Annotated in this window: 21 protein-coding genes; 9 read left to right on the top strand and 12 right to left on the bottom strand. The window is 62.1% G+C overall.

Annotation, left to right across the window (positions count from 1 at the left end; all coding sequences use genetic code 11):
- Position 1: 1 nt before the first annotated feature.
- Genes AC1DNK_RS13430 through AC1DNK_RS13455 form a run of 6 tightly spaced genes read right to left on the bottom strand, consistent with a single transcriptional unit; the run spans position 2 to position 5,683 of the window.
- Positions 2-949 carry a sugar kinase gene (locus AC1DNK_RS13430; protein WP_477941557.1) on the bottom strand — a complete coding sequence of 316 codons (948 nt, stop codon included), beginning with the start codon at positions 947-949 and terminating at the stop codon, positions 2-4.
- Between the two features lie 22 nt (positions 950-971).
- The gene (locus AC1DNK_RS13435) at positions 972-1,793 is read right to left on the bottom strand and encodes a carbohydrate ABC transporter permease (RefSeq protein WP_162698697.1); all 822 of its coding nucleotides are present in this window, start codon (positions 1,791-1,793) and stop codon (positions 972-974) included.
- Positions 1,793-2,731, bottom strand: a complete 939-nt coding sequence (locus tag AC1DNK_RS13440) for a carbohydrate ABC transporter permease (protein ID WP_112388703.1) — start codon at positions 2,729-2,731, stop codon at positions 1,793-1,795. The genes AC1DNK_RS13435 and AC1DNK_RS13440 overlap by 1 nt, the downstream gene beginning before the upstream one ends.
- Positions 2,731-4,062, bottom strand: coding sequence for an ABC transporter substrate-binding protein (locus AC1DNK_RS13445; RefSeq protein ID WP_112388702.1), 1,332 nt, complete (start codon positions 4,060-4,062; stop codon positions 2,731-2,733). Before AC1DNK_RS13445 ends, AC1DNK_RS13440 begins: the two co-directional genes overlap by 1 nt.
- Positions 4,063-4,115: 53 nt before the next feature.
- The gene (locus AC1DNK_RS13450) at positions 4,116-4,775 is read right to left on the bottom strand and encodes a GntR family transcriptional regulator (protein WP_112388701.1); all 660 of its coding nucleotides are present in this window, start codon (positions 4,773-4,775) and stop codon (positions 4,116-4,118) included.
- Between the two features lie 23 nt (positions 4,776-4,798).
- Positions 4,799-5,683: a dihydrodipicolinate synthase family protein gene (locus AC1DNK_RS13455; RefSeq protein WP_112388700.1), complete on the bottom strand. Its 885-nt coding sequence runs from the start codon at positions 5,681-5,683 to the stop codon at positions 4,799-4,801.
- 183 nt (positions 5,684-5,866) lie between these two features.
- On the opposite strand from AC1DNK_RS13455, the gene AC1DNK_RS13460 reads away from it, so the two are divergent.
- A complete protein-coding gene (locus tag AC1DNK_RS13460; protein WP_112388699.1) occupies positions 5,867-6,571 on the top strand; it encodes a GntR family transcriptional regulator in 705 nt (234 codons plus the stop codon).
- Between the two features lie 125 nt (positions 6,572-6,696).
- Positions 6,697-7,659 carry a dihydrodipicolinate synthase family protein gene (locus AC1DNK_RS13465; RefSeq protein WP_112388698.1) on the top strand — a complete coding sequence of 321 codons (963 nt, stop codon included), beginning with the start codon at positions 6,697-6,699 and terminating at the stop codon, positions 7,657-7,659.
- A gap of 267 nt (positions 7,660-7,926) precedes the next feature.
- Here AC1DNK_RS13465 and AC1DNK_RS13470 read toward each other — a convergent pair whose 3' ends face one another.
- On the bottom strand, positions 7,927-8,967 hold the full coding sequence (locus tag AC1DNK_RS13470; RefSeq protein ID WP_112388697.1) for an Ldh family oxidoreductase: 1,041 nt from the start codon (positions 8,965-8,967) through the stop codon (positions 7,927-7,929).
- Between the two features lie 12 nt (positions 8,968-8,979).
- Complete coding sequence (locus AC1DNK_RS13475) at positions 8,980-10,155, bottom strand: M20 aminoacylase family protein (protein ID WP_477941558.1); 1,176 nt, start codon at positions 10,153-10,155, stop codon at positions 8,980-8,982.
- Positions 10,156-10,287: 132 nt separating this feature from the next.
- Between AC1DNK_RS13475 and AC1DNK_RS13480 the strand changes: the two genes are divergently transcribed.
- On the top strand, positions 10,288-10,674 hold the full coding sequence (locus tag AC1DNK_RS13480) for a hypothetical protein (protein WP_148194275.1): 387 nt from the start codon (positions 10,288-10,290) through the stop codon (positions 10,672-10,674).
- Positions 10,675-10,790: 116 nt separating this feature from the next.
- Entirely contained in the window at positions 10,791-11,714 is a 924-nt protein-coding gene (locus AC1DNK_RS13485; RefSeq protein ID WP_112388695.1) for a DMT family transporter, read from the top strand.
- A 3-nt stretch (positions 11,715-11,717) separates the two neighbouring features.
- On the opposite strand, the gene AC1DNK_RS13490 is transcribed toward AC1DNK_RS13485, so the two are convergent.
- Together AC1DNK_RS13490 and AC1DNK_RS13495 are read right to left on the bottom strand one after the other, a co-directional pair.
- Positions 11,718-13,328 carry a DHA2 family efflux MFS transporter permease subunit gene (locus AC1DNK_RS13490; protein ID WP_477941559.1) on the bottom strand — a complete coding sequence of 537 codons (1,611 nt, stop codon included), beginning with the start codon at positions 13,326-13,328 and terminating at the stop codon, positions 11,718-11,720.
- Between the two features lies 1 nt (position 13,329).
- On the bottom strand, positions 13,330-14,469 hold the full coding sequence (locus AC1DNK_RS13495; protein ID WP_477941560.1) for an HlyD family secretion protein: 1,140 nt from the start codon (positions 14,467-14,469) through the stop codon (positions 13,330-13,332).
- Between the two features lie 234 nt (positions 14,470-14,703).
- On the opposite strand from AC1DNK_RS13495, the gene AC1DNK_RS13500 reads away from it, so the two are divergent.
- Together AC1DNK_RS13500 and AC1DNK_RS13505 are read left to right on the top strand one after the other, a co-directional pair.
- Positions 14,704-15,714: a Gfo/Idh/MocA family protein gene (locus AC1DNK_RS13500; RefSeq protein ID WP_477941561.1), complete on the top strand. Its 1,011-nt coding sequence runs from the start codon at positions 14,704-14,706 to the stop codon at positions 15,712-15,714.
- A gap of 11 nt (positions 15,715-15,725) precedes the next feature.
- Positions 15,726-16,799, top strand: coding sequence for a Gfo/Idh/MocA family protein (locus AC1DNK_RS13505; RefSeq protein WP_477941563.1), 1,074 nt, complete (start codon positions 15,726-15,728; stop codon positions 16,797-16,799).
- 104 nt (positions 16,800-16,903) lie between these two features.
- Here the strand turns inward: AC1DNK_RS13505 and uxuA are convergent, their stop codons facing one another.
- Complete coding sequence (gene uxuA / locus AC1DNK_RS13510) at positions 16,904-18,091, bottom strand: mannonate dehydratase (protein ID WP_442208516.1); 1,188 nt, start codon at positions 18,089-18,091, stop codon at positions 16,904-16,906.
- 39 nt (positions 18,092-18,130) lie between these two features.
- Entirely contained in the window at positions 18,131-18,853 is a 723-nt protein-coding gene (locus AC1DNK_RS13515; RefSeq protein WP_477941565.1) for a GntR family transcriptional regulator, read from the bottom strand.
- A gap of 207 nt (positions 18,854-19,060) precedes the next feature.
- On the opposite strand from AC1DNK_RS13515, the gene AC1DNK_RS13520 reads away from it, so the two are divergent.
- From AC1DNK_RS13520 to AC1DNK_RS13530, 3 genes are read left to right on the top strand one after another with little or no spacing between them, the layout of a single operon-like run.
- A complete protein-coding gene (locus AC1DNK_RS13520; RefSeq protein WP_477941566.1) occupies positions 19,061-20,236 on the top strand; it encodes an extracellular solute-binding protein in 1,176 nt (391 codons plus the stop codon).
- 53 nt (positions 20,237-20,289) lie between these two features.
- Positions 20,290-21,393 carry an ABC transporter ATP-binding protein gene (locus AC1DNK_RS13525; protein WP_477941568.1) on the top strand — a complete coding sequence of 368 codons (1,104 nt, stop codon included), beginning with the start codon at positions 20,290-20,292 and terminating at the stop codon, positions 21,391-21,393.
- Positions 21,390-22,271, top strand: a complete 882-nt coding sequence (locus tag AC1DNK_RS13530) for an ABC transporter permease (protein WP_477941569.1) — start codon at positions 21,390-21,392, stop codon at positions 22,269-22,271. Before AC1DNK_RS13525 ends, AC1DNK_RS13530 begins: the two co-directional genes overlap by 4 nt.
- The last annotated feature ends 3 nt before the right edge of the window (positions 22,272-22,274 follow it).

Below are 22,274 nucleotides of genomic sequence, written 5' to 3' on the forward strand. Positions count from 1 at the left end.
GTCAGTCCTTTGACAGCAAGGCCATGACGGCAGCGCGATCAGGTGCGCCGAGGCGACCGCCGAAGACCGTGCATTTGAGCGCGGCGGCAGCCGAACCCAGCCGGATTGCATCTTCGGGTCCGGCGCCCTCGGCAATCGCCAGGGCATAGCTTCCGTGGAAAACATCGCCCGCCGCCAGCGTATCGACGGCCTTCACCCGAAAGGCTGGAACATGAGCGACGGCGTCTTCCTGCCGGTTCCACCAATAGCAGCCGCGTTCTCCTGCAGTCACGGCGACCAGGGCATTCGGATAGCGCTCGCGAAGGATCGGCACCATTGCAGCAGGGTCGTCGCATGCGCAGAGCAGACGCGCGGCGGGTTCCGAAAAAAGCAGATGATCGCCCTCTTTCGCCAGCATATCCAGTGTCTCTGCAGGCGCGACGTCGCCGTCGAAGATGGCGGGTTTGCCAGCCTGGCGGGCTGCCTGCAGTACCTTTTTGGCCAGCCCGGGCCAACGCACATCCACCATAACCGCATCGAAGATTGAGAGATCGGCGGGCGTCACATCCCGCACTACGTCGTGCAGCTGCTTGTCGTAGAAGGGAACGATGAGCCGCTCGCCATCATCGTCGATGAGAATACTTGAGACTGCTGAGCGTGCGCCCGGTACGAGCGTCATCCCTTCCACGTCTATGCCTGCCTGCTGCAGATCGGAGATGATCTGATGCCCGGCGGGGTCATCGCCGGTGGCGGCCCAGAGGCTTGCCATGCCGCCCAGCCTGACAATCGCATAGGCGGCGCTCGAGGCCATACCCTCGGCAACCTGCAGCATTTCGTAGGGAAGCACCTTGCCCGGCTTTTCCGGGATCGATCGCACCCTGAACAGCGTGTCGAGCACGGCTGCGCCAACGCAAAGCACATGGCGGCGGCCGGTGGATGGAGGAGATGACAGGTTCAAGGCTGCGGTCACTCGTTTGGTTGAATTGTCCTGCCTAGCCACCCTTGACCGCGCCTGAGGTCAATCCGGCAACGATCTGTCTCTGCGCAAACATCGTCAGCACCAGCACCGGCAAGGTGACGATCAGCGCGGCAGCGGCCAGCGGCCCCCAGCTCACCTGCTCGAAGGACAGCATGTTATAGACCGCAACCGGCAGCGTTCTCGTTTCGCGGCTTGCGAGCACGATACCGAAGACGAAGTTGTTCCACGAGAAGATCACGGACAGGATGAAGGCGACGACGATGCCGGGCCTGGCGATCGGCAGCGCCACCAGGCGGAACACCTGCCAGGCCGTCGCGCCATCGATGCTGGCTGCCTCCTCCAGCTCCTTTGGCGTCGTCTCGAAATAGCCGATCATGATCCAGACAACGATCGGCACGGTGACCACGAGATGGATGATGATCTGCGGCCAGAGCGTCCCGAGCAGGTTCAGCCATTGAAACAACAGGAACAGTGGGATGAGGAAGGAAAGACCCGGCGTCATGCGGGCGATCATGATCACCATCGCCGAGCGCTCCGCCTTCAGCCGGGCGATGCCGTAGCCGGCGGGTACGCCGATCAGAAGGGCCAGCAATGTCGCGCCGCCGGTGACCAGGATCGAATTCCAGAAATATAGGAAGAAATTGTTTTCCTGAAACACCTGGAGATAGTTCGACCAGGCGAAGCGTTCCGGGATCAGGATCGGCGGATAGGCGCCGTTGTCGATTTCGTATTTCAGCGATAGCGAGATCATCCAGAGGAAGAACAGGATGACCGGCGAGACCATCACCAGGGCGACGAAGAAAAGGCCGATGCGGTCGAGCGTCTTGCGCTTCATCATCGTGTCTCCGTATCCGACCAGTTGGCGCGCTGACGGACCATCATCAAAACGAAGGACAGGACGACGATGATGACGAAGAAGATCACGGCCATCGCCGAAGCGTATCCGATGTCGTAGTAGGAGAAGGCGGTGTTGTAGAGATAGATGTTGATCGTCTCCGACGCCGTGCCGGGCCCACCCTGCGTCATCGCATAGATGATGTCGAAGCTCTTGACGGCGTCGATCGAGCGGATGATGACGCCGATCATCAGGAAGGGCGCAATCATCGGAAGCGTCAGATAGCGGAATTTCTGCCAGACATTGGCGCCGTCGATCTCGGCACTTTCATATGGTTCGCGCGGCACGGCGGCCAGACCACCAAGCACGATCAGCATGATCAGCGGCGTCCACTGCCAGGTCTCGACCAGCACCAGCGAAGGAATGACGCTCTTCTGGTTGTAGATCCATTCCTGCGGGCCGATGCCAGCGAGCGACAGAAGATAATTGAGCACACCGAGCTGCGGATGGAACATCATGGTCCAGACGAGCGCAATGGCAACAGGCGTCGCCATCATCGGCATGACGAAAATGCCGCGCAGCAGGCCTCGGAGCGGAAATTGCGCGTCGAAGATCAGTGCGGCCAGTGTTCCGAAGAACAGGGGGGCGACGACGGCAAGCAGCGTGTAAACAGCCGTGTGCCAGAGCGACTCCCAGAAACGGAAGTCGGTGAACAGCCGGATATAATTGTCCAGGCCGGCAAAGACGACGGCCTGGCCAAGTGTCCAGCTATTCACGCTCATCCACAGCGTGAAAACCCACGGAAAGACGATGACCGCGGCAATAACGATCAGTGCCGGGATCACGAAGGGCCAATAGTTCGGAGCAAGCCTGTTCGGCTTGCTCCTCGCTTTTGCGTCACGTCCGCTCCGCGCGGTTTCCATGCTCACGGATGCCATTATCCCTCGCTTCGTGCCAGGACCGGTTCGAACTGAGCGGTTGCCGTCTTCAGCTCGGCCGCCGGATCGGCGCCGCCGATCATGTTGGTGAGGCCGACGCCATAGATGTCGCGGAACTCCGTGACCGGAATGATGACCGGCAGGGCGAGCTGCGAAACCTTGGCGGAGCCTGCAACGGCATCGACCCAGGCGCTCGGCATCTTGACGCCTTCGCGAACCTTCGGATCCTCGAGCACGGAGTTGCGAAACGGAACGCCGGCACCAGCCTGGAGCAGGCGGGCACCCATTTCCTTGGAGATCACCCACTGGCAGAAGAGGTAGGCGGCTTCCTTGTTCTTGCTGGCGGCAACAACACCGATGCCGTCTCCCGTCGTCGCCGCTGCCTGCGCCTTCGGGCCTTTCGGCATGACGCCATAGCCGACCTTGCCGACGACGCGGGACTTTTCCGGGTTTTCGATCGGCGGTGCGAAGCCGACGCCATCGAGCCACATGCCGATCTTGCCCTGCAGGAAGGCAGACTGCGCTTCGGCCCAGTTGAAGCCCGAGACGCCGACCGGCGCTGCGTTCGTCATCAGCTGCTGGTACATCTTGGCGGCAGCCACGGCATCATCGGAGGTCGTCCGCAGCTTGCCGTCCGGGCCGAGCGGCGTCGTGCCGTAGCCCAGCATCAGCGTCGTCCAGACCGGTACGTTGGCATTCTTCAGGCCGCGGGCGACGAAACCATAAGTGTTGCTGCTCTTGTCGGTCAGGGCCTCGGCAGCGCTGACCATCTCCTCGAAGGTCGCCGGGTAGGATAGGCCCTTCTTCTCGAAAAGTTCCTTGTTCCAGTAGACGATCCAGTAGTCGACCGAGAAGGGAAGCGAGCGCAGCTTACCCTCGGAATCCTTGGCGAAGGTCATGCCGGCCTCGGCAAAATCGCTTTCCACCAGCGATGGGTCGGTAAGCGAGGGATCATTGAGGAAGCCGCTGATATCGGCCAGCCAGCCGCCCTTTTCGAACTGGCGCTTCTGGACATGGTAGCTGAGGTGCACGACGTCAAAGCTCGGCTTGCCGGAGCTGAGTTCGATGGTGGTCTTCTGGCGTTGCTGCTGTTCGGGCGTCGCCTCGGCATTGACCTTGATGCCGGTCAGTGTCTCGAATTCGCTGAGGTATTTGAGGATCGTTTCGCTGCGCGGGCTCTTGACTAGGTTGACCTCGAGCGTCGTTCCCGCGAAGCGCTTCCAGTCGACCGCCGCCGAGGCCGGCTTGACGCCCAGGATGCCGGCCGCGCCGACTGCGGCAGATCCCGCCAGAAAGCTGCGGCGGGTGGGATTGATGAATGAAGATGCCATGCTGTTACTCCTCCTCCTTTGTGCCCTGCGATCTCCTCACCGCGGGCGGTCGTCTATAGTCTCAGCGCACGGCTTCGCGCGTGATTGATATGTGCTGCGAGGGCATTGACCGCCTCGTCCACATTGCGCCGTTCGATGGCCTCCAGCACCTTGAGGTGCTCGCCCATGACAGGACCGACGCGGCCGTCGATGCGGAAGCGCTCCTGGCTGATCAAGCGCATCTTGATCGAGTTGACGCGGTAGGCGTTGGAAATGATCGTGTTGCCGAGCGCGTCGATAAAGGCGTCGTGCATGCCCCAGTCGACCGCCTGGGCATGGACTTCGAGCTCATGCGTTGCGTTGCCGCTCTCGATCGCCGCGACAATGTCGCGATGCTCGGCGAGCATGGCCGCAACGGTCGCGTCGGAGGCCGTCTGCGTGAACAGGGCGACGGCCTCCTTCTCGAGAAACAGGCGAAGCTGGAACGCTTCGCGGATCAGGTTGAGGTCGATATGGGCAATCTGCAGGCCGCGCTGCGGCACCGTCTTGATCAGCCCCTCCGCCTCCAGACGCGGGATGAGCTCCCTGATGGCGCCGAGCGTCAGTCCTGTGAGTTCGACCAGCCGGCGTTGGGAGACGAATTGCCCGGGACGGACGTCGCGCGCCAGCAGATGCCGGGTAAAGCTCTCATAGGCTTTCTCCCGTAGCGTCGGCTGCTCGTCGGCTCCATCCATAGGCTTCTCCTCGTACATTTCGCTCAGGCCGCCTTGGTGCGAAACAGGCTTTCGAAGGCAGAAGCGAGTTCGCGTCTGCCGCCGGCGGAAATTGACGTCAAAGGCGGACGGACTGCAAGCCATGTTTCATCGTTTGTCATGGTTGCCACCATGACTTTTACGGCGGGTGTCACGGGATGCTTCAGGAGCTCTGCAACGAAACGTTCGACGCGCGTATCGTCCTTGCCATCGACCGCCATGGCGCGGACCTCGAGCGGCGCGAAATTCGCCATGCCCGAAATCGCTCCCTGGCCGCCCAGCCGCACGCCCTTGGCGAGATGGCGCTCGTCGCCGATCAGGATGATCAGGTCGCCATGGGTCTTCAGCAGCGTTTCGGTGTAGGGCCAGTCGCCGGAGGAATCCTTGACGCCGGTGACGATCGCCGGGAAGGCAGTCCTGAGGCGGCCGATCAGATCGATGCTGAGGGCAACCATCGTCACCGAGGGAATGTTGTAGACCAGCACATCGCGCGCTTTGTCGCCCACCTGCGCGAAGACGTCGGCATACCAGGCAAAAAGCCCATCGTCGCTGACGTTCTTGAAGTAGGACGGCGGGGCAAGCAGGATGTTGCGCACGCCTTTCGAGAGTGCCTGCGCCATCTGATGGGCGGCATCCTCGGCGGCATCGACAAGCACACCGGCAACGATCTGCGACGGTTCGATCCCTGCTTCCATGAAGGCATCGAGGATCCGTGCGCGCTCTTGGGTGCCGATCGAGGCGCCTTCGCCGGTCGTGCCGAACAGCGTGACGCTGGCGCAGCCGTCTGCGAGACTCCGCCTTGCCTGCTTCACCATGACATCGGCCGCAATCGCGCCACTGCTTTTGAAAGGCGTCGCCAGAGCGACCGACAAACCAAATCCCGCCACCATTTTCTCTCCTGAAGTCAGTAATTAGAGAGCTAACATGTTAGTAATTTACTGTAAACCTGTTTGTTGTAAATGAGTGTCGGGCGTGAAGCGGCTTTTGACGGGCCGATAGGGCGCCTGCGGAAAAAAGATTGATCCGGTGCGCGTGCCCCCTTACTCGATAGGTGAGAGACAAGGATTTCCGCGATGACCGAAACAGACCCGGCCTCCGTTCCCGAGCGCAAGCGCGGCTCAGGCGTGAAGATGGTCTACGAACTGCTGCGCGACGAGATCCTCGATCTGGTCCTGCCGCCGGGTAGTCCCATCGATGAAGTGCAGTTGGCCGAGCGTTTCAAGATGTCGCGCACGCCGATTCGCGAGGCGCTTGTCCGGCTCTCGGGAGAGGGGTTGATCGATACGCTGCCGAACCGCTCGACGATGGTGGCGAATATCGACTTCCTCAATCTACACACCTTCTTCGATGCGCTTGTCTTGATGTACCGGGTGACGACGCGGCTCGCGGCTCAATATCAACGCCCCGAGGACCTTGTGGCGATCCGCGCCGCGCAGGCCCGCTTTACCGCCGCCGCCGAGGCTGGCGATGCGCTGGCGATGATCGCCACCAATGCGGCGTTGCATGCGGCAATCGCCGAGGCTGGACGCAACCCCTATTATATCAGCCTGTTCAACCGGCTGCTCGACGAGGGCCGACGTATCCTCAGGCTCTATTATCAATCCTACGGCGACCGTCTGCCGCAGCAGTTCGTCGACGAGCACGAGGATATGATTGCTGCGATCGAGGCGCGGGATATCGATGCCGCCGACAGGCTGGCCAAGGCGCATGCCGAGCAGATCGTGGCGCAGATCCAGGCGTTGTTTTCGCGAAACCAGCGGCACGATATCGATTTGTGAGACGTCGGCGATTTCTTGTCGACAAATAAAATACAAAGTGCTAGATGATATATCAGAGCTTGAGGCGCTGATACGTCCGCGCCCGTGCTGCCCCGATCATTCGCTATCCGCTGAAGGAGTTTGACATGAAGGCCAAGATCTTTTCCGGCGTCATCCCGGCGCTCATGACCCCCTGCAAGAAGGACCGGACCCCGGACTTCGACGCGCTGGTGCGCAAGGGCAAGCAGCTGATCGCCGACGGCATGTCGGCCGTCGTCTATTGCGGCTCTATGGGTGACTGGCCGCTGCTCAGCGACGCGCAGCGCATGGAAGGCGTCGAGCGCTTGGTCAAGGCCGGCATTCCCGTCATCGTCGGCACGGGTGCGGTGAACACCGCCTCGGCCGTTGCCCATGCGGCGCACGCCCAGAAGGTCGGCGCCCACGGCCTGATGGTCATCCCGCGCGTGCTCTCGCGCGGCTCGGTCATCGCCGCCCAGAAGGCGCACTTCAAGGCGATCCTGTCGGCAGCCCCGGATCTTCCGGCTGTCATCTACAACAGCCCCTATTATGGCTTCGCCACCCGCGCCGACCTGTTCTTCGCGCTGCGCGCCGAACATTCCAACCTCGTCGGCTTCAAGGAATTCGGCGGCCCGGCAGACATGCGCTACGCGGCCGAGAACATCACCAGCCGTGACGACGGCGTTTCGCTGATGATCGGTGTCGACACTGCCGTCTTCCACGGCTTCGTCAATTGCGGCGCCACCGGCGCCATCACCGGCATCGGCAACGTCCTGCCAAAGGAAGTCATCACGCTCTGCAACCTGTCGCAGGCCGCGGCGAAGGGCGACGTCGATGCGCGTCAGCGGGCTCTGGAGCTGGAGCAGGCTCTCGCCGTCCTCTCCTCCTTCGATGAAGGTCCGGATCTCGTCTTGTTCTTCAAGCACATGATGGTGCTGAAGGGCGACGAGGAATACACGCTGCATTTCAACGAGAGCGACACCCTCAACGACAGCCAGCGCGGCTATGTCGAGAGCCAGTTCAAGCTGTTCAACAGCTGGTACGGCGAGTGGAGCAAGCTTCCGGGCGCGGTTGCAAAGTATAAGGCTTGAGACTTTTCTAGGTCTGAGTTTTGAGGCGGCTGGAGGCAACTCCGGCCGCTTTTGTTTTGAGCGGTTGTCTTTACGTCTCCCTCATTCCTCTGCTCGTCACAGGAATCCAGTCACCGCGCGTCTGCGCGGTGGGAAGAGTCTTTTCGGCCCAAGGGCTTGGGCGGGCTGGATCCCTGTGACAAGCACAGGGATGAGGGGAGTTTGCGGAGCGCTGCCCGCTTCAATATGCCAAGTCGGCGTTGGCGCTGAAGTGCAGGCGTCGCCTACTTAACCAACCGAATCCAACCCAAGCGCAAGCTGCCGGTCGAGCTGCTCTATCTCCGCCTTCGTCAACACAATCCCCTCAGCAAGCGACTTAACCCGCGCCGTATAGCGGCGTTGCGAGGGAAGGCGAGCGCCCTGGCCAGCGATGGCCTCGAAGAGAACTTCGGCGCGGGCGAACGGGTCTCCGGCGCGACCTGATGCAAAGGCCTGTGGCGAGAAGGCAAGCACCAGTTCGCCGTGGCGCGGCGCCAGGGTCGTGGTGCCAAGATAGTCGAGCACTTCGGGGCTGGTGAGGTCGCCGATCATGATACCGGCCAGCAGTTCGACCATTGTGCTGATCGCCGAACCCTTATGGCCGCCGAAGGGCAGCATGGCGCCGGCGAGTGCGGCTTCAGGCTCGATCGTCGGTTCGCCATCGGCGTCGATCGCCCATCCCTCCGGCAGTTTCTTGCCGGCGCGGCGGTGAAGCTCGATCTCGCCACGGGCGGCGACCGAGGTGGCGAAATCATAGACGTAGGGCGTCTTGTCCGGGCGCGGCCAGCCGAAGGCGAGCGGATTGGTGCCGAGCAGCGGCTTGTTGCCGCCAGCCGGCGCCACCGTTGCGTAGCTTGGGCACATGACGATTGCTGCGAGGCCTTCGGCTGCGACAGCCTCGACCTCCGGCCAGAGAGCCGAGAAATGCGTGCAGTCGTTGATAACGAGCGCCGCGAGGCCGGAGGCGCGGGCACGTTCTGCCAGCAGCGGCAGACCAAGCTCGAAGGCCGGATTGGCAAAGCCGCCCTTGGCGTCCACCTTGACGATTGCCGAGCCATCACGCTGGGCGAGTACCTCAGGCACGGCATCGGGTGTCACCTTGCCGGCCTTGATGGTGCGCAGCACGCCCTCGATACGGTAGATTCCGTGCGACTTGCAGGCATCACGTTCGCCGGCGGTGATGACGCGGGTGACCGCCTCGGCCTGGACGCCGTTCATGCCGGCCTTCCTGAAAATGGCGACGACGCGTGCCTGCAGTTCGCCGGCCGTGAAAATCGAAGTGTCAGTCATCAATGCGGCTCCTCAGCCCTTGGCCCCGAGTTGCTGATCGACCAGCGCCAGCCAATAGTTGACCCCGTGGATGATCGCCTCGTCGTTGAAATCATAGGCGGGGTTGTGCAGGTCCGCACTATCGCCGTTGCCGAGCCAGATGAAGGCGCCGGGGCGCTTCTCCAGCATGTAGGAGAAATCTTCCGAGCCCATGGTCTGCGGGTAGTCGTCGTTCACGCGCCCCTTGCCGGCCACGCGTTCGGCTGCGGCGACCGCGACCCTGGTCTTTGCCACATCGTTGACGGTGACCGGGTAGCCGGGGCGCCAGTCGATCTGGGCCTCGGCGGAAAACACCTTGGCGGTCATCGTCACCACCTCGCGGAAGCGCGCTTCGACGGCCTTGCGCGTCTCCGGCTGCATCGTGCGGATGGTGCCGCCGATCTGGACGGCCGCCGGGATGACGTTGAGCGCCCGGTCATTGCCGCCGTTGACATAGGTGATCGAAAGAACCACCGGATCGAAGGGATCGATGAAGCGCGACGTGATCGACTGCAGCGCGGTGATCATATGCGCCATGACGATGACCGGGTCGTGGCTGAGATGTGGCGAGGCTGCGTGGCCACCTTTGCCGTTGATGGTGATGATGAAACGGTCGCCGCCTGCCATGATCGGGCCGCTGCGGATGGCAAAGGAGCCGATAGCAAGGCCGGGCTCGTTATGCATGCCATAGACTTCCTCGATGCCGAAGCGTTCGAGCACGCCTTCCTCGATCATTACCCGGCCGCCGCCGCCGCCCTCTTCTGCCGGCTGGAAGATGAGCACGGCCTTGCCGGCGAAGTTGCGGTTGGCGGCGAGATGTTTGGCAGTGGCGAGCAGCATGGCGGTGTGGCCGTCGTGGCCGCAGGCATGCATCATGTTCTCGACCTTGGAGGCATGCGGCAGGTTGGTCTGTTCCGACATCGGCAGCGCATCCATGTCGCAGCGCAACGCAATCGTCTTGCCGGCGCCGAGCTTGCCGTTGATGACCGCGACAACGCCGGATTTCGCCAGGCCGCTGACCACCTCGTCGCAGCCGAAGGATGTCAGCTTGCCGATGACGAGCGCTGATGTCACGGGCAGATCGAAAAGCAGTTCCGGATGCTGATGAATGGTACGGCGCCAGCCCTTTGCCTCTTCGGCAAGGGCGGCGAGGGACGGATCGGATGTCATGGAGCCTCCAGGAAACGCATTCGCTTGACTGTCAGCAAGGGCATAGCCCGGCATCAGGCCGTTTTCCAGAACGCAGTCAATTAAAGCTGGACTTTTTCGCCATCTCACCCAATTGGGGGCGGCAGAATCGTTATGAATAATCAATTCTATTCTGATCGGCGGATGGGACAATCGATGTATCGCGAAGAAACAATTCCTGGACTTGTCATAAAGCTCGTCTCGGTTGCTAATAAAGTGACGGATCTTTCAGATGTGGGAAAGAGAGATCTGGTGAAGGATACCGTCTCCCGGGTTGAGACCATCTGCGAATTGCTTGATGATGACAAAGACAATCTCCGCGTGATCGCGGATGAGTTGTGGGATGCTGTGGTCGATCTTGGTGCCGGCAAGAGCACAAACGCCCAGCTGCGCGCAGCACTCCTTGGTCTGGCGGCCGCTGCCGCGGATCTGCATGGCGCCTCCAGGGATGGCGCTGCGCTATCACCCGCGCAGGATGTGCCGGTTCGCATCATTCATTAGTCCTGTCTGCGCTCGCCTGCATAAATTAGCGCCACCGAACGCTTGACATCGCGGCCGTTAAGGCCGAAGCCGCCTGCGGCATCGATCATGCCGCAGGCGCGAGGAAATACCCGATAATGAAACCGAATTCAGCCACGGCGGCCGCCGGCAATATCGTCATGACCGGCATCGTCTTCATGCTGATCGGCGATCTGCTTTTCGCGCTCAATGACGCGATGGGCAAATGGCTGGTGGCGAGCTTTGCCGTCGGGCAGGTCTTGGTCATCCGCTCGCTCGGCGCTTTCTTCGTGCTCGGCCCGATGATCGTCCGCCAGGGTCCGCGGGCGCTTTTCAATGTGGAGCAGAAACGCCTGCAGCTGATGCGCGTCTGCATGGCCACATTTGACGTCGGGCTGTTCTATGCGGCCGTTGCCTATCTGCCGCTGGCCGACGTCATGACCTTCTATATGGCCGGGCCGATCTATGTTGCCGCACTTTCGCATTTCTTCCTCGGCGAGAAGATCGGCTGGCGGCGCTGGCTTGCCGTTTTCATCGGTTTCGTTGGTGTCGTAATCGCGCTACGGCCATCGACGGCGATGCTCTCACTGCCATCAATCTTCGGCCTCGTCGGCAGCTTCGCCTTCGCGCTGACCCTTGTTATGAACCGCTATCTGCGCTCCACCAGCGATACGACCCTGGTGACGTGGCAGACGATCGCCGCCCTTGCAACCGGCATCGTGCTGGTCGTGCTAACCGGCGACTGGCGAAACGTGACGCTTATCGATCTCGGCGGCATGCTGCTTCTCGGCGTTGTCGCCACCTGCGCGCATCTGCTGATCACCCGCGCGTTGAAGCTGGCGCCCGCCTCGCTGCTGGCGCCGCTGCAATACACGCTGCTACTCTGGGCGATCGTGCTCGGCTACGTCTTTTTCAACGATGTGCCGGATACGCAGATTATTGTCGGCGCCGCCATCATCGTCTTCGCCGGGCTGTTCATCTTCCACCGCAAGAATATCAAGGGCACCGTGCCTGCCGAAGCCGTGCCGCCGGATGGCCACTAGCTCTCAGTGCCCTCCAGGTGCCGCATCTTGCTTGAGATCGATGCGCCGAAGGATCAGCGCTAGCGGCACCATCAGCGCTGAGATCACCATCAGGACGTGGAAGACGTCGATATAGGCAAGATAGCTCGCTTGGGTCTGCACTTGATTGCCGATCCAGCCCATCGCCTGCGACTGCGCATCGAGCAGGCTTGAGCCGCGACCGGCGAAGAATTGCGTCGCTTGATTGAACGCGTTCGTATAGCCGGGTTCCGACGGAATGACATGCTCGACCAGCCGGCTCTGGTGCCATTGCTCGCGGTGGGCCAGCACATTGGAGGCGATCGAGACGCCGATCGAGCCGCCGGTATTGCGCGCCGCGTTGATCAGCGCGGAGGCCTGGTCAGTCTGATCGGGCCGCAGACCGTCATAGGATGCGGCGGTGATCGGAATGAAGATCAGCGGCAGGCCGAGGCCGAGATAAAGCCGCGACCATACGAAGAAGCCGAAGTTCAGATCGGCATTCAGCCGCGTCATGTCCCACATCGCCAGCGCGATGATCGCCATGCCGATGGCGATCAGATATTTCGGCTGGACCATCGATGTCAGGCGTCCGGCGGCAAACATCATCATCATCGTCACAAGGCCGCCGGGCGACAGGGCAAAGCCGGCCCAGGTCGCGGTGTAACCGAAATTGGTCTGCAGCACCTGCGGCACGAATTGCGTCGTGGCAATCAGGATCGCGCCGGTTGCCAGCATGACGATGACGCAGGCGCCGAACTGGCGGCTGGCAAGCAGCCGGACATCGATCACAGGATTTCGATGGGTCATCAGCCACGGGATGGCAAAGGCAAGGGCCAGCAGGCAGACTGCGGCCGTGGCGATGATGAAGTTCGAGCCGAACCAATCCTCCGTCTGCCCGCGGTCGAGCGCCAGTTCCAGCGCGCCGAGGAATGTTGCGACCAGTAGGAAGCCGGTAATGTCAAAACGCGTGCCTTTGCTGCGCATCTCCGCGCGCTCCCTGCGAAGCGATTCCGGCTCCTGCACCAGCATGTACACGAGGATGAAGGCGAAGACGCCGACCGGTCCGTTGATCAGGAAGCACCAGTGCCAGGAGAAATTGTCGGAGAGATAGCCGCCGAGCGTCGGGCCGATCACCGGGGCGACGACGACGGCGACGCCGAACATCGCGAAGGCTTGGCCGCGCTTGGAGGGCGGGAAGGAGTCGGCGAGGATCGACTGCGATATCGGCACCATGCCACCACCGGCAAAGCCCTGGATCATCCGGAAAACCAGCAGCGACTCGAGATTCCAAGCAAGGCCGCAGCAGATCGAGGCGACGGTGAAGGTGGCAAGGCAGAGCAGATAGAAGCGCCTGCGGCCATAGCGCTTGGCGATGAAGCTGGAGGCGACCAGAATGATGGCATTGGAAACCAGATAGGTGGTGACCACCCAGGACGCTTCATCCGCGCTGACCGCGAGGCCGCCGGAGATGTAGCGCAGCGCCACGTTGGCGATCGTCGTGTCAAGCACTTCCATGAAGGTCGCGAGCGATACGACCATCGCGATCAGCCATGGGTTCGATGCCCCGGACCCGGCTGTGGGCGCGCTTCCGGCCGTCGTTGCGGCGCTGCTCATCTCAATGCCTCGGCCGGACCGTCACCGTCGGCACGACCGACATGCCGGGGCCGATGGCGATATCCTTCGGCCAGTCGTCGGCGACGATCTTCACCGGCACACGCTGGGTGACCTTTACATAGTTGCCGGTGGCATTTTCAGCCGGCAGCAGCGAGAAGGCGGTGCCTGAGCCGGGCTGCACGGAATCCACCTTGCCCCTCAGCAGATGATCCGGATAGGCGTCGATCGTCACATCGACGGGCTGGCCGGGACGCATGTCGGTGAGCTGCGTTTCCTTGAAATTGGCGGTGATCCAGATCTCGTCGGGAACGAACATGGCTATTGCCTGACCCGCCTGCACATACTGGCCCTTCGAGCCGCTGAGCTTGACGACCCGGCCCGGCTGAGCCGCAGTGATGGTCGTGTAGTCGAGGTTCTGCTGCGCCGCTTCCACCTCCGCCTCAGCTTGGTGAAGGGTGGCGATCGCGCTCGCCTTCTGCGCTTCGGCGGCGGCCTGGTTCTTCACCGCGGAGGTGACGCTTGCCTGCGACTGGACGAAATTCGCCTGGTTCTGCCGTAACGTCGATGCGGCCTGCTGGGCGGACTGTTCGGAACCGGCGCCGCTCTTGACCAATTGCTGCTGCCGGCTGTTTTCATCATTGGCATATTGGAGGGCTGCGGCGGCCGAGGTCTGCTGCGCCTTCGCTTCGTCGATCGCCGCACCGGCGGCGGCGATCTGCGCTTCGGCACTCGATATTGCCGCTTTCGCGACGCCGATCTGGCCGTTCGATTGATCGAGGGCAATCTGGTAGTCGCGTGGATCGATCTTGACGATGACGGCGCCGGCATCGACATGCTGGTTGTCGGAGACGGGAACATCGGCAACATAGCCGGAAATCTTGGCTGCGACCGAGAAACTGCGCGCATCGATGAAGGCGTCATCGGTGCTCTCATAGGGATGGAAATAGACCAGCCAGACGAAGTAGCCGATAACCGCGACGGCCGCGATCGCGACAACGATGAGGAGTGCCGCCAGCGGATGGCGCCGGACAATCGAAGGCTTCTTTTCCTCTTTGCCGGTGGGCTCAGCGTCTGCGCTGTCCTTCGGTTCCTCGCGTTGATCTTCGTCCAGTTGCGGTGCGGTGCGCTGTTTCTGGTCCACGGCGGATCTCGGTCGTTGATGGAGGAATAGCGCCAGAACGCATCAACCGGGCTTTCAGTTCCTGGCCGCCGACTGCCGTCCCTGCGGCTTTTTGGGCACTGCAATTGCGCCGGAGAATTTGTCGCATTATGCGGCTAAACATTGCTTGACACAGAATTGGCGCAAGTATCTGAATGGTTACAAGAGGAGCGGGCGGGTCGCGGCGCGCCGTGCAAGCAGGAGGATTATTTCGAGATGTTGAGATTTGCGGTCATCGGGATCGATCATGGGCACACGTTCGATCACGTCAAAGGATTGCTTGCGGCCGGCGGAGAATTCGTTGGCTACTGCCCGAAAACCTCGGTTCCGGCGCTGCGCGAAAACTTCGAAAAAACCTACCCGGATACCCCGCAGATCGATCGCGAACAGCTGTTTGCCGATCCGTCGATCGATGTCATCTGCATCGCCGCCATCCCGCGTGACCGTGCAGGCCTTGCCATCCGCGCCATGAAGGCGGGGAAGGACGTGATGACCGACAAGCCGGGGGTCACCACCTTCGCGCAGCTTGAAGAGGTGAAGAAGACGGTTGCCGAGACCGGCCGCATCTTCTCGATCTGCTTTTCCGAGCGCCATTGCGTTCGCTCCGCCGTCAAGGCGGGAAAGCTGGTCAAGGAAGGCCGGATCGGCAAGGTCATTCAGACGATCGGCATGGGACCGCACAAGCTGCAGCTGCCGACACGGCCGGACTGGTTCTTTGATCCCGAAGCCTTTGGCGGCATCATCGTCGATATCGCCTCGCATCAGGTCGACCAGTTCCTGTTTTACACAGGCTCGACCACGGGCGAGGTCGTCGCCAGCTCGATCGGTAATTTCGGCATGCCCGATAAGCCGAAATTCGAGGATTTCGGCGAAGTGCTGCTGCGCTCCGACCGGGCGTCAGGGTATGTCCGCGTCGATTGGTTCACACCCGAAGGGCTCGGCACCTGGGGCGATGGCCGTCTGACCATCCTCGGCACCGAAGGCTATATCGAGCTGCGCAAATACATCGATATTTCCGGGCGCCCCGGAAAGGACCATCTCTTCCTCGTCAACGGCAAGGAAAACATCCACATCGACTGCAGCGACGAGAAGCTCGACTATTTCGACGCCTTCACCGCCGATGTGCGCGATCGCAGCGAGACCGCGATGCTGCAGACGCATGTCTATGAAGTCTGCCGGCTTTCGCTGGAAGCGCAGACTAATGCCGTCAGGCTCGGCGGACGATAGGAGAGCCTGCCATGACACAGAAATTGCGCGTCGGCGTCATCGGAGCCGGTATTGCCGCCCGGCATCTTGCGGGCTTCGACTGGAACAAGGATTTGTTCGAAGTGCCTGTCCTCTGCTCGCTGGACGAGGAGCGCGGACGGGAGCTCTGTGCGAGCCACCGCATCGGCGAATATACGCAGGATGCCGATACGCTTTTTGCCCGCGATGATCTCGACGTCATCAACATCTGCACGCCGCCGGATACGCATTTTGCGCTTTGCAAGAAGGCGATCGAATCAGGCAAGCATGTGATCTGCGAGAAGCCGCTGTTCGGCTCGATTGCCGAGGTCGACGAGATGGCCGGGATCGTCGCGCGCGCCGGCAGCAAGATGCTGATGCCGATCTTCCAGTATCGGTACGGTTCCGGCCTGCAGAAGCTGAAGCGGTTGATCGAACTCGGCCTTACCGGACGCCCGTTCCTGACGACGATCGAAACGCATTGGTGGCGCGGGCCGGATTATTATGCCGTGCCATGGCGCGGCAAATGGAAAAGCGAGCTCGGCGGCGGGCTGCTCGGCCACGCCATCCACGCGCATGATATGCTGAACTATGTGCACGGCGCCGGTGCCGAGGTGTTTTCCTATGGGGCGACGCTGGTCAATCCGATCGAGGTCGAGGACACGTCGGCGATCTCGGTGAAGATGCAGAACGGCTCGCTGGCGGCGCTGTCGATGACGCTGGGGTCGCGCAAGGAAATCTCGCGGCTGCGCTTCTGCTTCCACGATCTGGTCGCCGAAAGCATTCTGGAGCCCTATACGATGGGCCGCGATCCCTGGACTTTCATCGCCGGGACCGAGGAACATCAGAAGCGTGTCGATGACGCCCTTGCAGGTTACGAGGTCAAGGAAGACGGCTATACCCGCCAGTTCGAGCTGTTCCATCAGGCAATCACTGATGGCACCGAGCCGCCGGTGACGCTGCAGGACGCGCGCAATTCTCTGGAACTGGTGACAGCAGCCTATCACTCGCAACGAACCGGCAAGCCGACCCCGCTGCCGATCACGGCGGAGCATCCGCTTTATCGTTCCTGGCTGCCGGAAGGGTAGCTCAATCCACCCCCATCTCTGTGACATCCCGTGGGCGCAGCCCCGAGGCAAAGAGATGAGGGTATTGGAGAGGGAAAGATCGCAAGATGCGGCCCTCGCAAGTCCTACGACGGGATAGACCCCAGCGCGTAGAGGATCCCGCGCAGCTCTGCCAGGCCGCGCATGCGGCCGATCGCCGGATAGCCGGGCGTGACGGTCTTGTTGAGGTCGTCGAGCATGCGGTGGCCATGGTCGGAGCGGAAGACGATCTCGTCCTTGGCGCCGCGCTTGCTGTCTTCGGCAACGAGTTCCTTCAGCACTGCGACCATGTCGACATCGCCCTCCAGATGGGCGCTTTCGTGGAAGGTGCGGCCGTCTCCTTCGCGCTTGGTGGCGCGCAGGTGGGCGAAATAGATGCGCGAGGCGAAACGCCTTGCGATCGCGGGCATATCGTTCTCGGCGCGGACGCCAAGGCTGCCGGTGCAATAGCACATGCCGTTGGCAGGCGAGGGAACGGCATCGAAGAGCGCCGCATAATCCTCGGCATTCGAGGCGATACGCGGCAGGCCGAACAGCGAGCGCGGCGGATCGTCCGGATGCAGCGTCAGCTTGACGCCACGGGCTTCGGCAGCCGGCGTCACGGCCTGCAGGAATTCGATCAGATGCTGGCGAAGCTTCGCGGCATCGATGCCGGCATAGCTTGAGAGCTTGTCGCGGAAGCCGGGAATGGTCAGCGGCTCGGTGGTGGAGCCCGGCAGGGCAGAGGTGATGATGCGGGTGATCTCGGAGATCTCTTCCTCGCTCATCTCGTCATAGACCTCGCGTGCCCGCTGCTGGTCTTCAGCCGAGTAATCGTTTCCGGCGCTCTGGCGCTGCAGGACGAAGAGATCGAAGGCCGCAAAGCGCTCGTGGTCGAAGCGCATGGCGGTGGCGCCTGTCGGCGTGACGTAGTCGAGTTCGGTACGGGTCCAGTCGACGACGGGCATGAAATTGTAGCAGACGATCGGGATATCGTTGGCTGCGACCGCTTCGAGACTGGCGATCCAGGCCTCTATCTCGGCCTTCGCCTTGCCGCCCTTGCGCTTGACGGCATCGGGGATCGGGATGCTTTCGACGACGGACCAGACGAGCGGCGAACGCCCGGCGGGTGTCGTCTCGATCATCGACTTGCGCTCGGAGACTTCCTTTTCCGTCCAGGCGCGGCCGATTGGGACTTGGTGCAGCGAAGAGACAATGTTGGTGGCGCCGGTCTGGCGCACCTCGTCCAGTGTCACCGGGGCCTCGGGCCCAAACCATCTCCATCCTTGCCGCATCGGGTTCCTCCTCGTCAGTCGTTTCTATATTTTTGGCTTCTAGCAGAAATAATCGGGATAGCGGGTGCGCAGCTCCGCCACATCCGGGATGACGGCGCTGAGGTGATGCAGGATCGCCTCGCAGGCAGCATCGACGTCATGACTGGCGATCGCATCGCGAATGACGATATGCTCGCGCACCACATTGTCCATGCGCCCCAGCGCCGGCAGCGTCAGGCGGCGGGCGCGGTCGATCTGCACTTTCACGGTTTTCAGGATCGCCCAGATGCCGGGATAGCCGGCAATCCGGGTGATCGCTTCGTGGAAGGCTTCGTCTTCCTCGTGAAAACCCGATGTGTCGCCCAGCGAAGCCAACGATTTCTGCCTGCTGATGATCATATCGAGCCGCTCGATATCGGCGGGTGTTGCGTTGCGCGTCGCGGCTTCGATGGTCGTCGTTTCCAGCGCCTTGCGCACGACAACGGCTTCGGGAATGGCCGAAACGGGAACCCGGGAAACGACGGTGCCCGACTGCGGGTAGATATCGACGAGCCCGCCTTCGGCAAGCCGCAGCAGTGCCTCGCGCACCGGGGTACGGCTGACACCGAATTCTTCGGCGATCTTCTTTTCCTGGAGGGCCATGCCGGGCGGCATGCGCAGCGAGACAATGTCGGCGTAGAGCTGGTTGAAAATGGCATCGGCCGTCGTCACACGGCGCAGCTTCGCCGGTCTTTCCACCGTGGGCGGAAAGTCGATCGCTTCGGAGCCGGATGCCTGCCGCATGCTATTTCCTGCACGTTGACTCTGTTGTGCATACTAGTATATCAATCCTCATCCATTGCCAAGGCTTGCCGATGAGGAGCGGTCGCTTTGCAAGGCTTTCAACCGCTTTTCGGCGGTTGGCCGGCGCTTTGATCTCGCCTGGCAGATCACGGGAGAGCAGGCTGTCTGGGCTCGTCCGCAGACGCCGCACAAGAGGAGGAGAGACCCATGAACATTACGCGCAGAACATTCGTGAGCACTGCCGCGGGCGTTGCCGTTGCCGGCATGCTGCCCAGCCATCTGTTTGCCCAGGCGAAGAAGCCGGCGAGCCCGGTGACGATCACCATCGCCGACGTTGCCGGCAATCTTGCGCTGACGCAGGGCATGTTCGAAGCCTATGCCGCCGAAAAGGCCGACTGGGTGTCGAGCTTCGCCTTCACCAAGGCGCCGGCCCCGGAACTGCCCGGCAAGATCAAGGCGCAGCAGGCGGCAGGCAAGGTCGATATCGATCTTGTGCTGACCGGCACCGACGCGCTTTCGGCTGGTGTCGACCAGGGTCTCTGGATCGATCTCGGCGCGCATAAATCCGAGCTTCCCAATCTTGAAGGCATCCTGCAGCCGCAGGCCTTCAAGATGCAGGGCCTTGCCAAGGATCAGGGTGTCGTCATCACCTACTACCCGTCCGGTCCGCTGATCGAATACATGCCGGACAAGGTAGCGACGCCGCCGAAGACGGCGCAGGAGCTGCTCGACTGGACGAAGCAGAACAAGAACAAGTTCCTCTACGCCCGCCCCGCCAATTCCGGCCCCGGCCGCACGCTGCTGATGGGTCTTCCGTACCTTCTCGGCGACAGCGATCCGCGCGATCCGGCCAAGGGCTGGACGAAGACCTGGGAATATCTGGCCGCTCTCGGCGAGAATATCGAATATTACCCGACCGGTACCGCCGTGGTCTTCAAGGAACTCGGCGAAGGCACACGTGACATCGTGGCCACGACGACGGGCTGGGACATCAACCCGCGCGCGCTTGGCATCGTTCCGGCCGAGGCCAAGGTGCAGAAGCTCGACGGCTTCCATTGGGTCACAGACGCGCATTATGCGGTCATCCCGAAGGGCGTATCGGACGAGAAGATCGCGGTGCTGATGGATGTGCTGAACTACATCCTGCAGCCGAAGCAGCAGGCGATCGCCTATGACGCCGGCTATTTCTATCCGGGTCCGGCCGTCAAGGATGTCACCATCGACATGGCGCCGCAGGAAAGCCAGGACGTGATCAAGGAATTCGGCCGTCCTGAATATGCCGACTGGATCGCCAGCAACCCGCTGGAAGTGCCGCTGGAGCCCAAGCAGCTCGTCGAAGCCTTCCGCATCTGGGACGAAAAGATCGGCGCCAAGAAGGGCTGATCGCAATCCATGGCGCCGGTCACAGGGCCGGCGCCCTCATTGCCTCGATATGTATGGAGTTTCGATTGAACGCGCCCGCCCAGAACGCAGCGCCGTCGTCGCGCAACAAGGCCCGTCTCGAACTGGACGGCCTTCGCCGCTCGTTCGGCGCCTATAACGCGCTCGACGGTATCGATCTTGCGATCGAACCCGGCGAGTTCATCGCTTTGCTCGGCCCATCGGGCTGCGGCAAGTCGACGGCGCTCAACTGTATCGCCGGGCTGCTGGCACTCTCGGGCGGGGAGATCCGTCTCGGCGGCAGCCGCATCGACCAGCTGGAGCCCGAAAAGCGCGGCTTCGGCATGGTGTTCCAGAGCTACGCGCTCTTCCCGCATATGAGCGTGCGCAAGAATGTCGGCTTCGGTCTGGCGATGCAGGGCATCAAGGGGCCGGAAGCGGACAAGCGGATCAACGATGCGCTGGCGCTCGTCCGGCTCGAAAGCCAGGCAGACAAGCTGCCCGGCCAGCTCTCCGGCGGCCAGCAGCAGCGTGTTGCGATTGCGCGTGCCGTCGTCATCCGTCCGCCGATCGTCCTGATGGACGAACCCCTTTCCAATCTCGATGCCAAGCTCCGTCTTGAAATGCGCGCCGAAATCCGCGGCATTCACGACCAGATCGGCTCGACGACAATCTACGTGACGCACGACCAGGATGAGGCGCTGTCTCTGGCAGACCGCATCGTCGTCATGAGCCAGGGCCATATCGAGCAGATCGGCACGCCGCAGGATCTCTACCAGCGCCCGGTCAATCTGAACGTCGCCGATTTCATGGGCTTCCGCACCCGTATCCGCGGCCGCGTTACCTCGGTGTCGGGTGACGAAGCGCAGATCGAGGTTGGCCCGGCGCGGCTGACCGGCACGATGCGCGTACCGCTTCAGGTGGGCGATGCTGCGGTTCTCTCCGTGCGCCCCGAAGATCTGGTCGCGGTCGCCGGCGATGGGATTCCCGCTACCGTCAGCAGCATGGAATATCGCGGCCGCGCCTTCTTCGGCCTGGCTAAATCCGCCGACGGCTCCGATCTCTATTTCCGCTCAGACGACGTGCTGCCGCGCGGCGCTGCGACCTTCCTGCAGCCGGCTGCAGGGCGGGCGCTGCTCTTCAAGGAAACGGCTGCATGAGCGGGCCATCGCTTCGCACCCGGCTTGCGGTCCGCGGGCTCGACGGCACGACGATGCTGGTGCTGCCGGGCCTGATCTTCATGCTCGCGTTGTTCGTCTATCCCTTCTTCTATGGCGTGGTGGATTCGGTGACGCCGAAGGATGGCGGCGCGTGGTATGCGAATTACGCCAAGTTCTTCAGCGATCCCTTCCAGTACAACACCATCGGCGCGACGATGTGGCTGGCGCTGCCTGTCACCATCCTCAATCTGGCGCTCGCTGTGCCGATCGCGTTTCGCGTCCGCCTGATGCGCCGCCAGCGCCTGCTGACGACGATCCTGGTGCTGCCGATCACGCTCGGTACCGTCTTTGTCGCCGATGGCCTGCTGACGTTCCTCGGCCCGCGCGGCTGGTTCAATCAGACGCTGCTGCTGATCGGCATTCTCGATGCGCCGGTGAAGCTGACCAACAATTATTGGGGCGTCTTTGCCTCGCTGCTGATCACCGGCTTTCCCTTCGCCTTCCTGCTGACGCTGTCCTACATCACCGGCATCGACCCCGCGATCGAGCAGGCGGCGGCGACGCTGGGTGCCGGTCCGCGCAAGCGCTTCTTCCGGGTCTTCCTGCCGCTTCTGGTGCCGGGTCTCGCCGTCACCTTTTGCCTTGCTTTCGTGCAGGCCTTTGCAGTCTTTCCCTCGGCGGTTCTGCTCGGTGCGCCGGCCGGTCCGACGCGCGTCATCTCGATCGCGGCCTATCAGGCGGCCTTCGAGCAATATGACCATTCACTGGGCTCGGCGATCGCGCTCATCATGGGGGCTGTCGAGCTTGTCGTCGTAGTGGCGGTTCTCGCCTGCCGCTCGTTCTTCTATCGCGGCCCTGCCGGCGGCACGAAAGGCTGAGCC

Source organism: Rhizobium sp. 01N424, from assembly GCF_056399485.1.

What these genes read in the sequence shown, in the direction of transcription:
- AC1DNK_RS13435 (WP_162698697.1), bottom strand. Translation starts at nt 1,793, where the DNA reads ATGAAGCGCAAGACGCTCGACCGCATCGGCCTTTTCTTCGTCGCCCTG.
- AC1DNK_RS13440 (WP_112388703.1), bottom strand. Translation starts at nt 2,731, where the DNA reads ATGGCATCCGTGAGCATGGAAACCGCGCGGAGCGGACGTGACGCAAAA.
- AC1DNK_RS13445 (WP_112388702.1), bottom strand. Translation starts at nt 4,062, where the DNA reads ATGGCATCTTCATTCATCAATCCCACCCGCCGCAGCTTTCTGGCGGGA.
- AC1DNK_RS13450 (WP_112388701.1), bottom strand. Translation starts at nt 4,775, where the DNA reads ATGGATGGAGCCGACGAGCAGCCGACGCTACGGGAGAAAGCCTATGAG.
- AC1DNK_RS13455 (WP_112388700.1), bottom strand. Translation starts at nt 5,683, where the DNA reads ATGGTGGCGGGATTTGGTTTGTCGGTCGCTCTGGCGACGCCTTTCAAA.
- AC1DNK_RS13460 (WP_112388699.1), top strand. Translation starts at nt 5,867, where the DNA reads ATGACCGAAACAGACCCGGCCTCCGTTCCCGAGCGCAAGCGCGGCTCA.
- AC1DNK_RS13465 (WP_112388698.1), top strand. Translation starts at nt 6,697, where the DNA reads ATGAAGGCCAAGATCTTTTCCGGCGTCATCCCGGCGCTCATGACCCCC.
- AC1DNK_RS13470 (WP_112388697.1), bottom strand. Translation starts at nt 8,967, where the DNA reads ATGACTGACACTTCGATTTTCACGGCCGGCGAACTGCAGGCACGCGTC.
- AC1DNK_RS13475 (WP_477941558.1), bottom strand. Translation starts at nt 10,155, where the DNA reads ATGACATCCGATCCGTCCCTCGCCGCCCTTGCCGAAGAGGCAAAGGGC.
- AC1DNK_RS13480 (WP_148194275.1), top strand. Translation starts at nt 10,288, where the DNA reads ATGAATAATCAATTCTATTCTGATCGGCGGATGGGACAATCGATGTAT.
- AC1DNK_RS13485 (WP_112388695.1), top strand. Translation starts at nt 10,791, where the DNA reads ATGAAACCGAATTCAGCCACGGCGGCCGCCGGCAATATCGTCATGACC.
- AC1DNK_RS13490 (WP_477941559.1), bottom strand. Translation starts at nt 13,328, where the DNA reads ATGAGCAGCGCCGCAACGACGGCCGGAAGCGCGCCCACAGCCGGGTCC.
- AC1DNK_RS13500 (WP_477941561.1), top strand. Translation starts at nt 14,704, where the DNA reads ATGTTGAGATTTGCGGTCATCGGGATCGATCATGGGCACACGTTCGAT.
- AC1DNK_RS13505 (WP_477941563.1), top strand. Translation starts at nt 15,726, where the DNA reads ATGACACAGAAATTGCGCGTCGGCGTCATCGGAGCCGGTATTGCCGCC.
- uxuA (WP_442208516.1), bottom strand. Translation starts at nt 18,091, where the DNA reads ATGCGGCAAGGATGGAGATGGTTTGGGCCCGAGGCCCCGGTGACACTG.
- AC1DNK_RS13515 (WP_477941565.1), bottom strand. Translation starts at nt 18,853, where the DNA reads ATGCGGCAGGCATCCGGCTCCGAAGCGATCGACTTTCCGCCCACGGTG.
- AC1DNK_RS13520 (WP_477941566.1), top strand. Translation starts at nt 19,061, where the DNA reads ATGAACATTACGCGCAGAACATTCGTGAGCACTGCCGCGGGCGTTGCC.
- AC1DNK_RS13525 (WP_477941568.1), top strand. Translation starts at nt 20,290, where the DNA reads ATGGAGTTTCGATTGAACGCGCCCGCCCAGAACGCAGCGCCGTCGTCG.
- AC1DNK_RS13530 (WP_477941569.1), top strand. Translation starts at nt 21,390, where the DNA reads ATGAGCGGGCCATCGCTTCGCACCCGGCTTGCGGTCCGCGGGCTCGAC.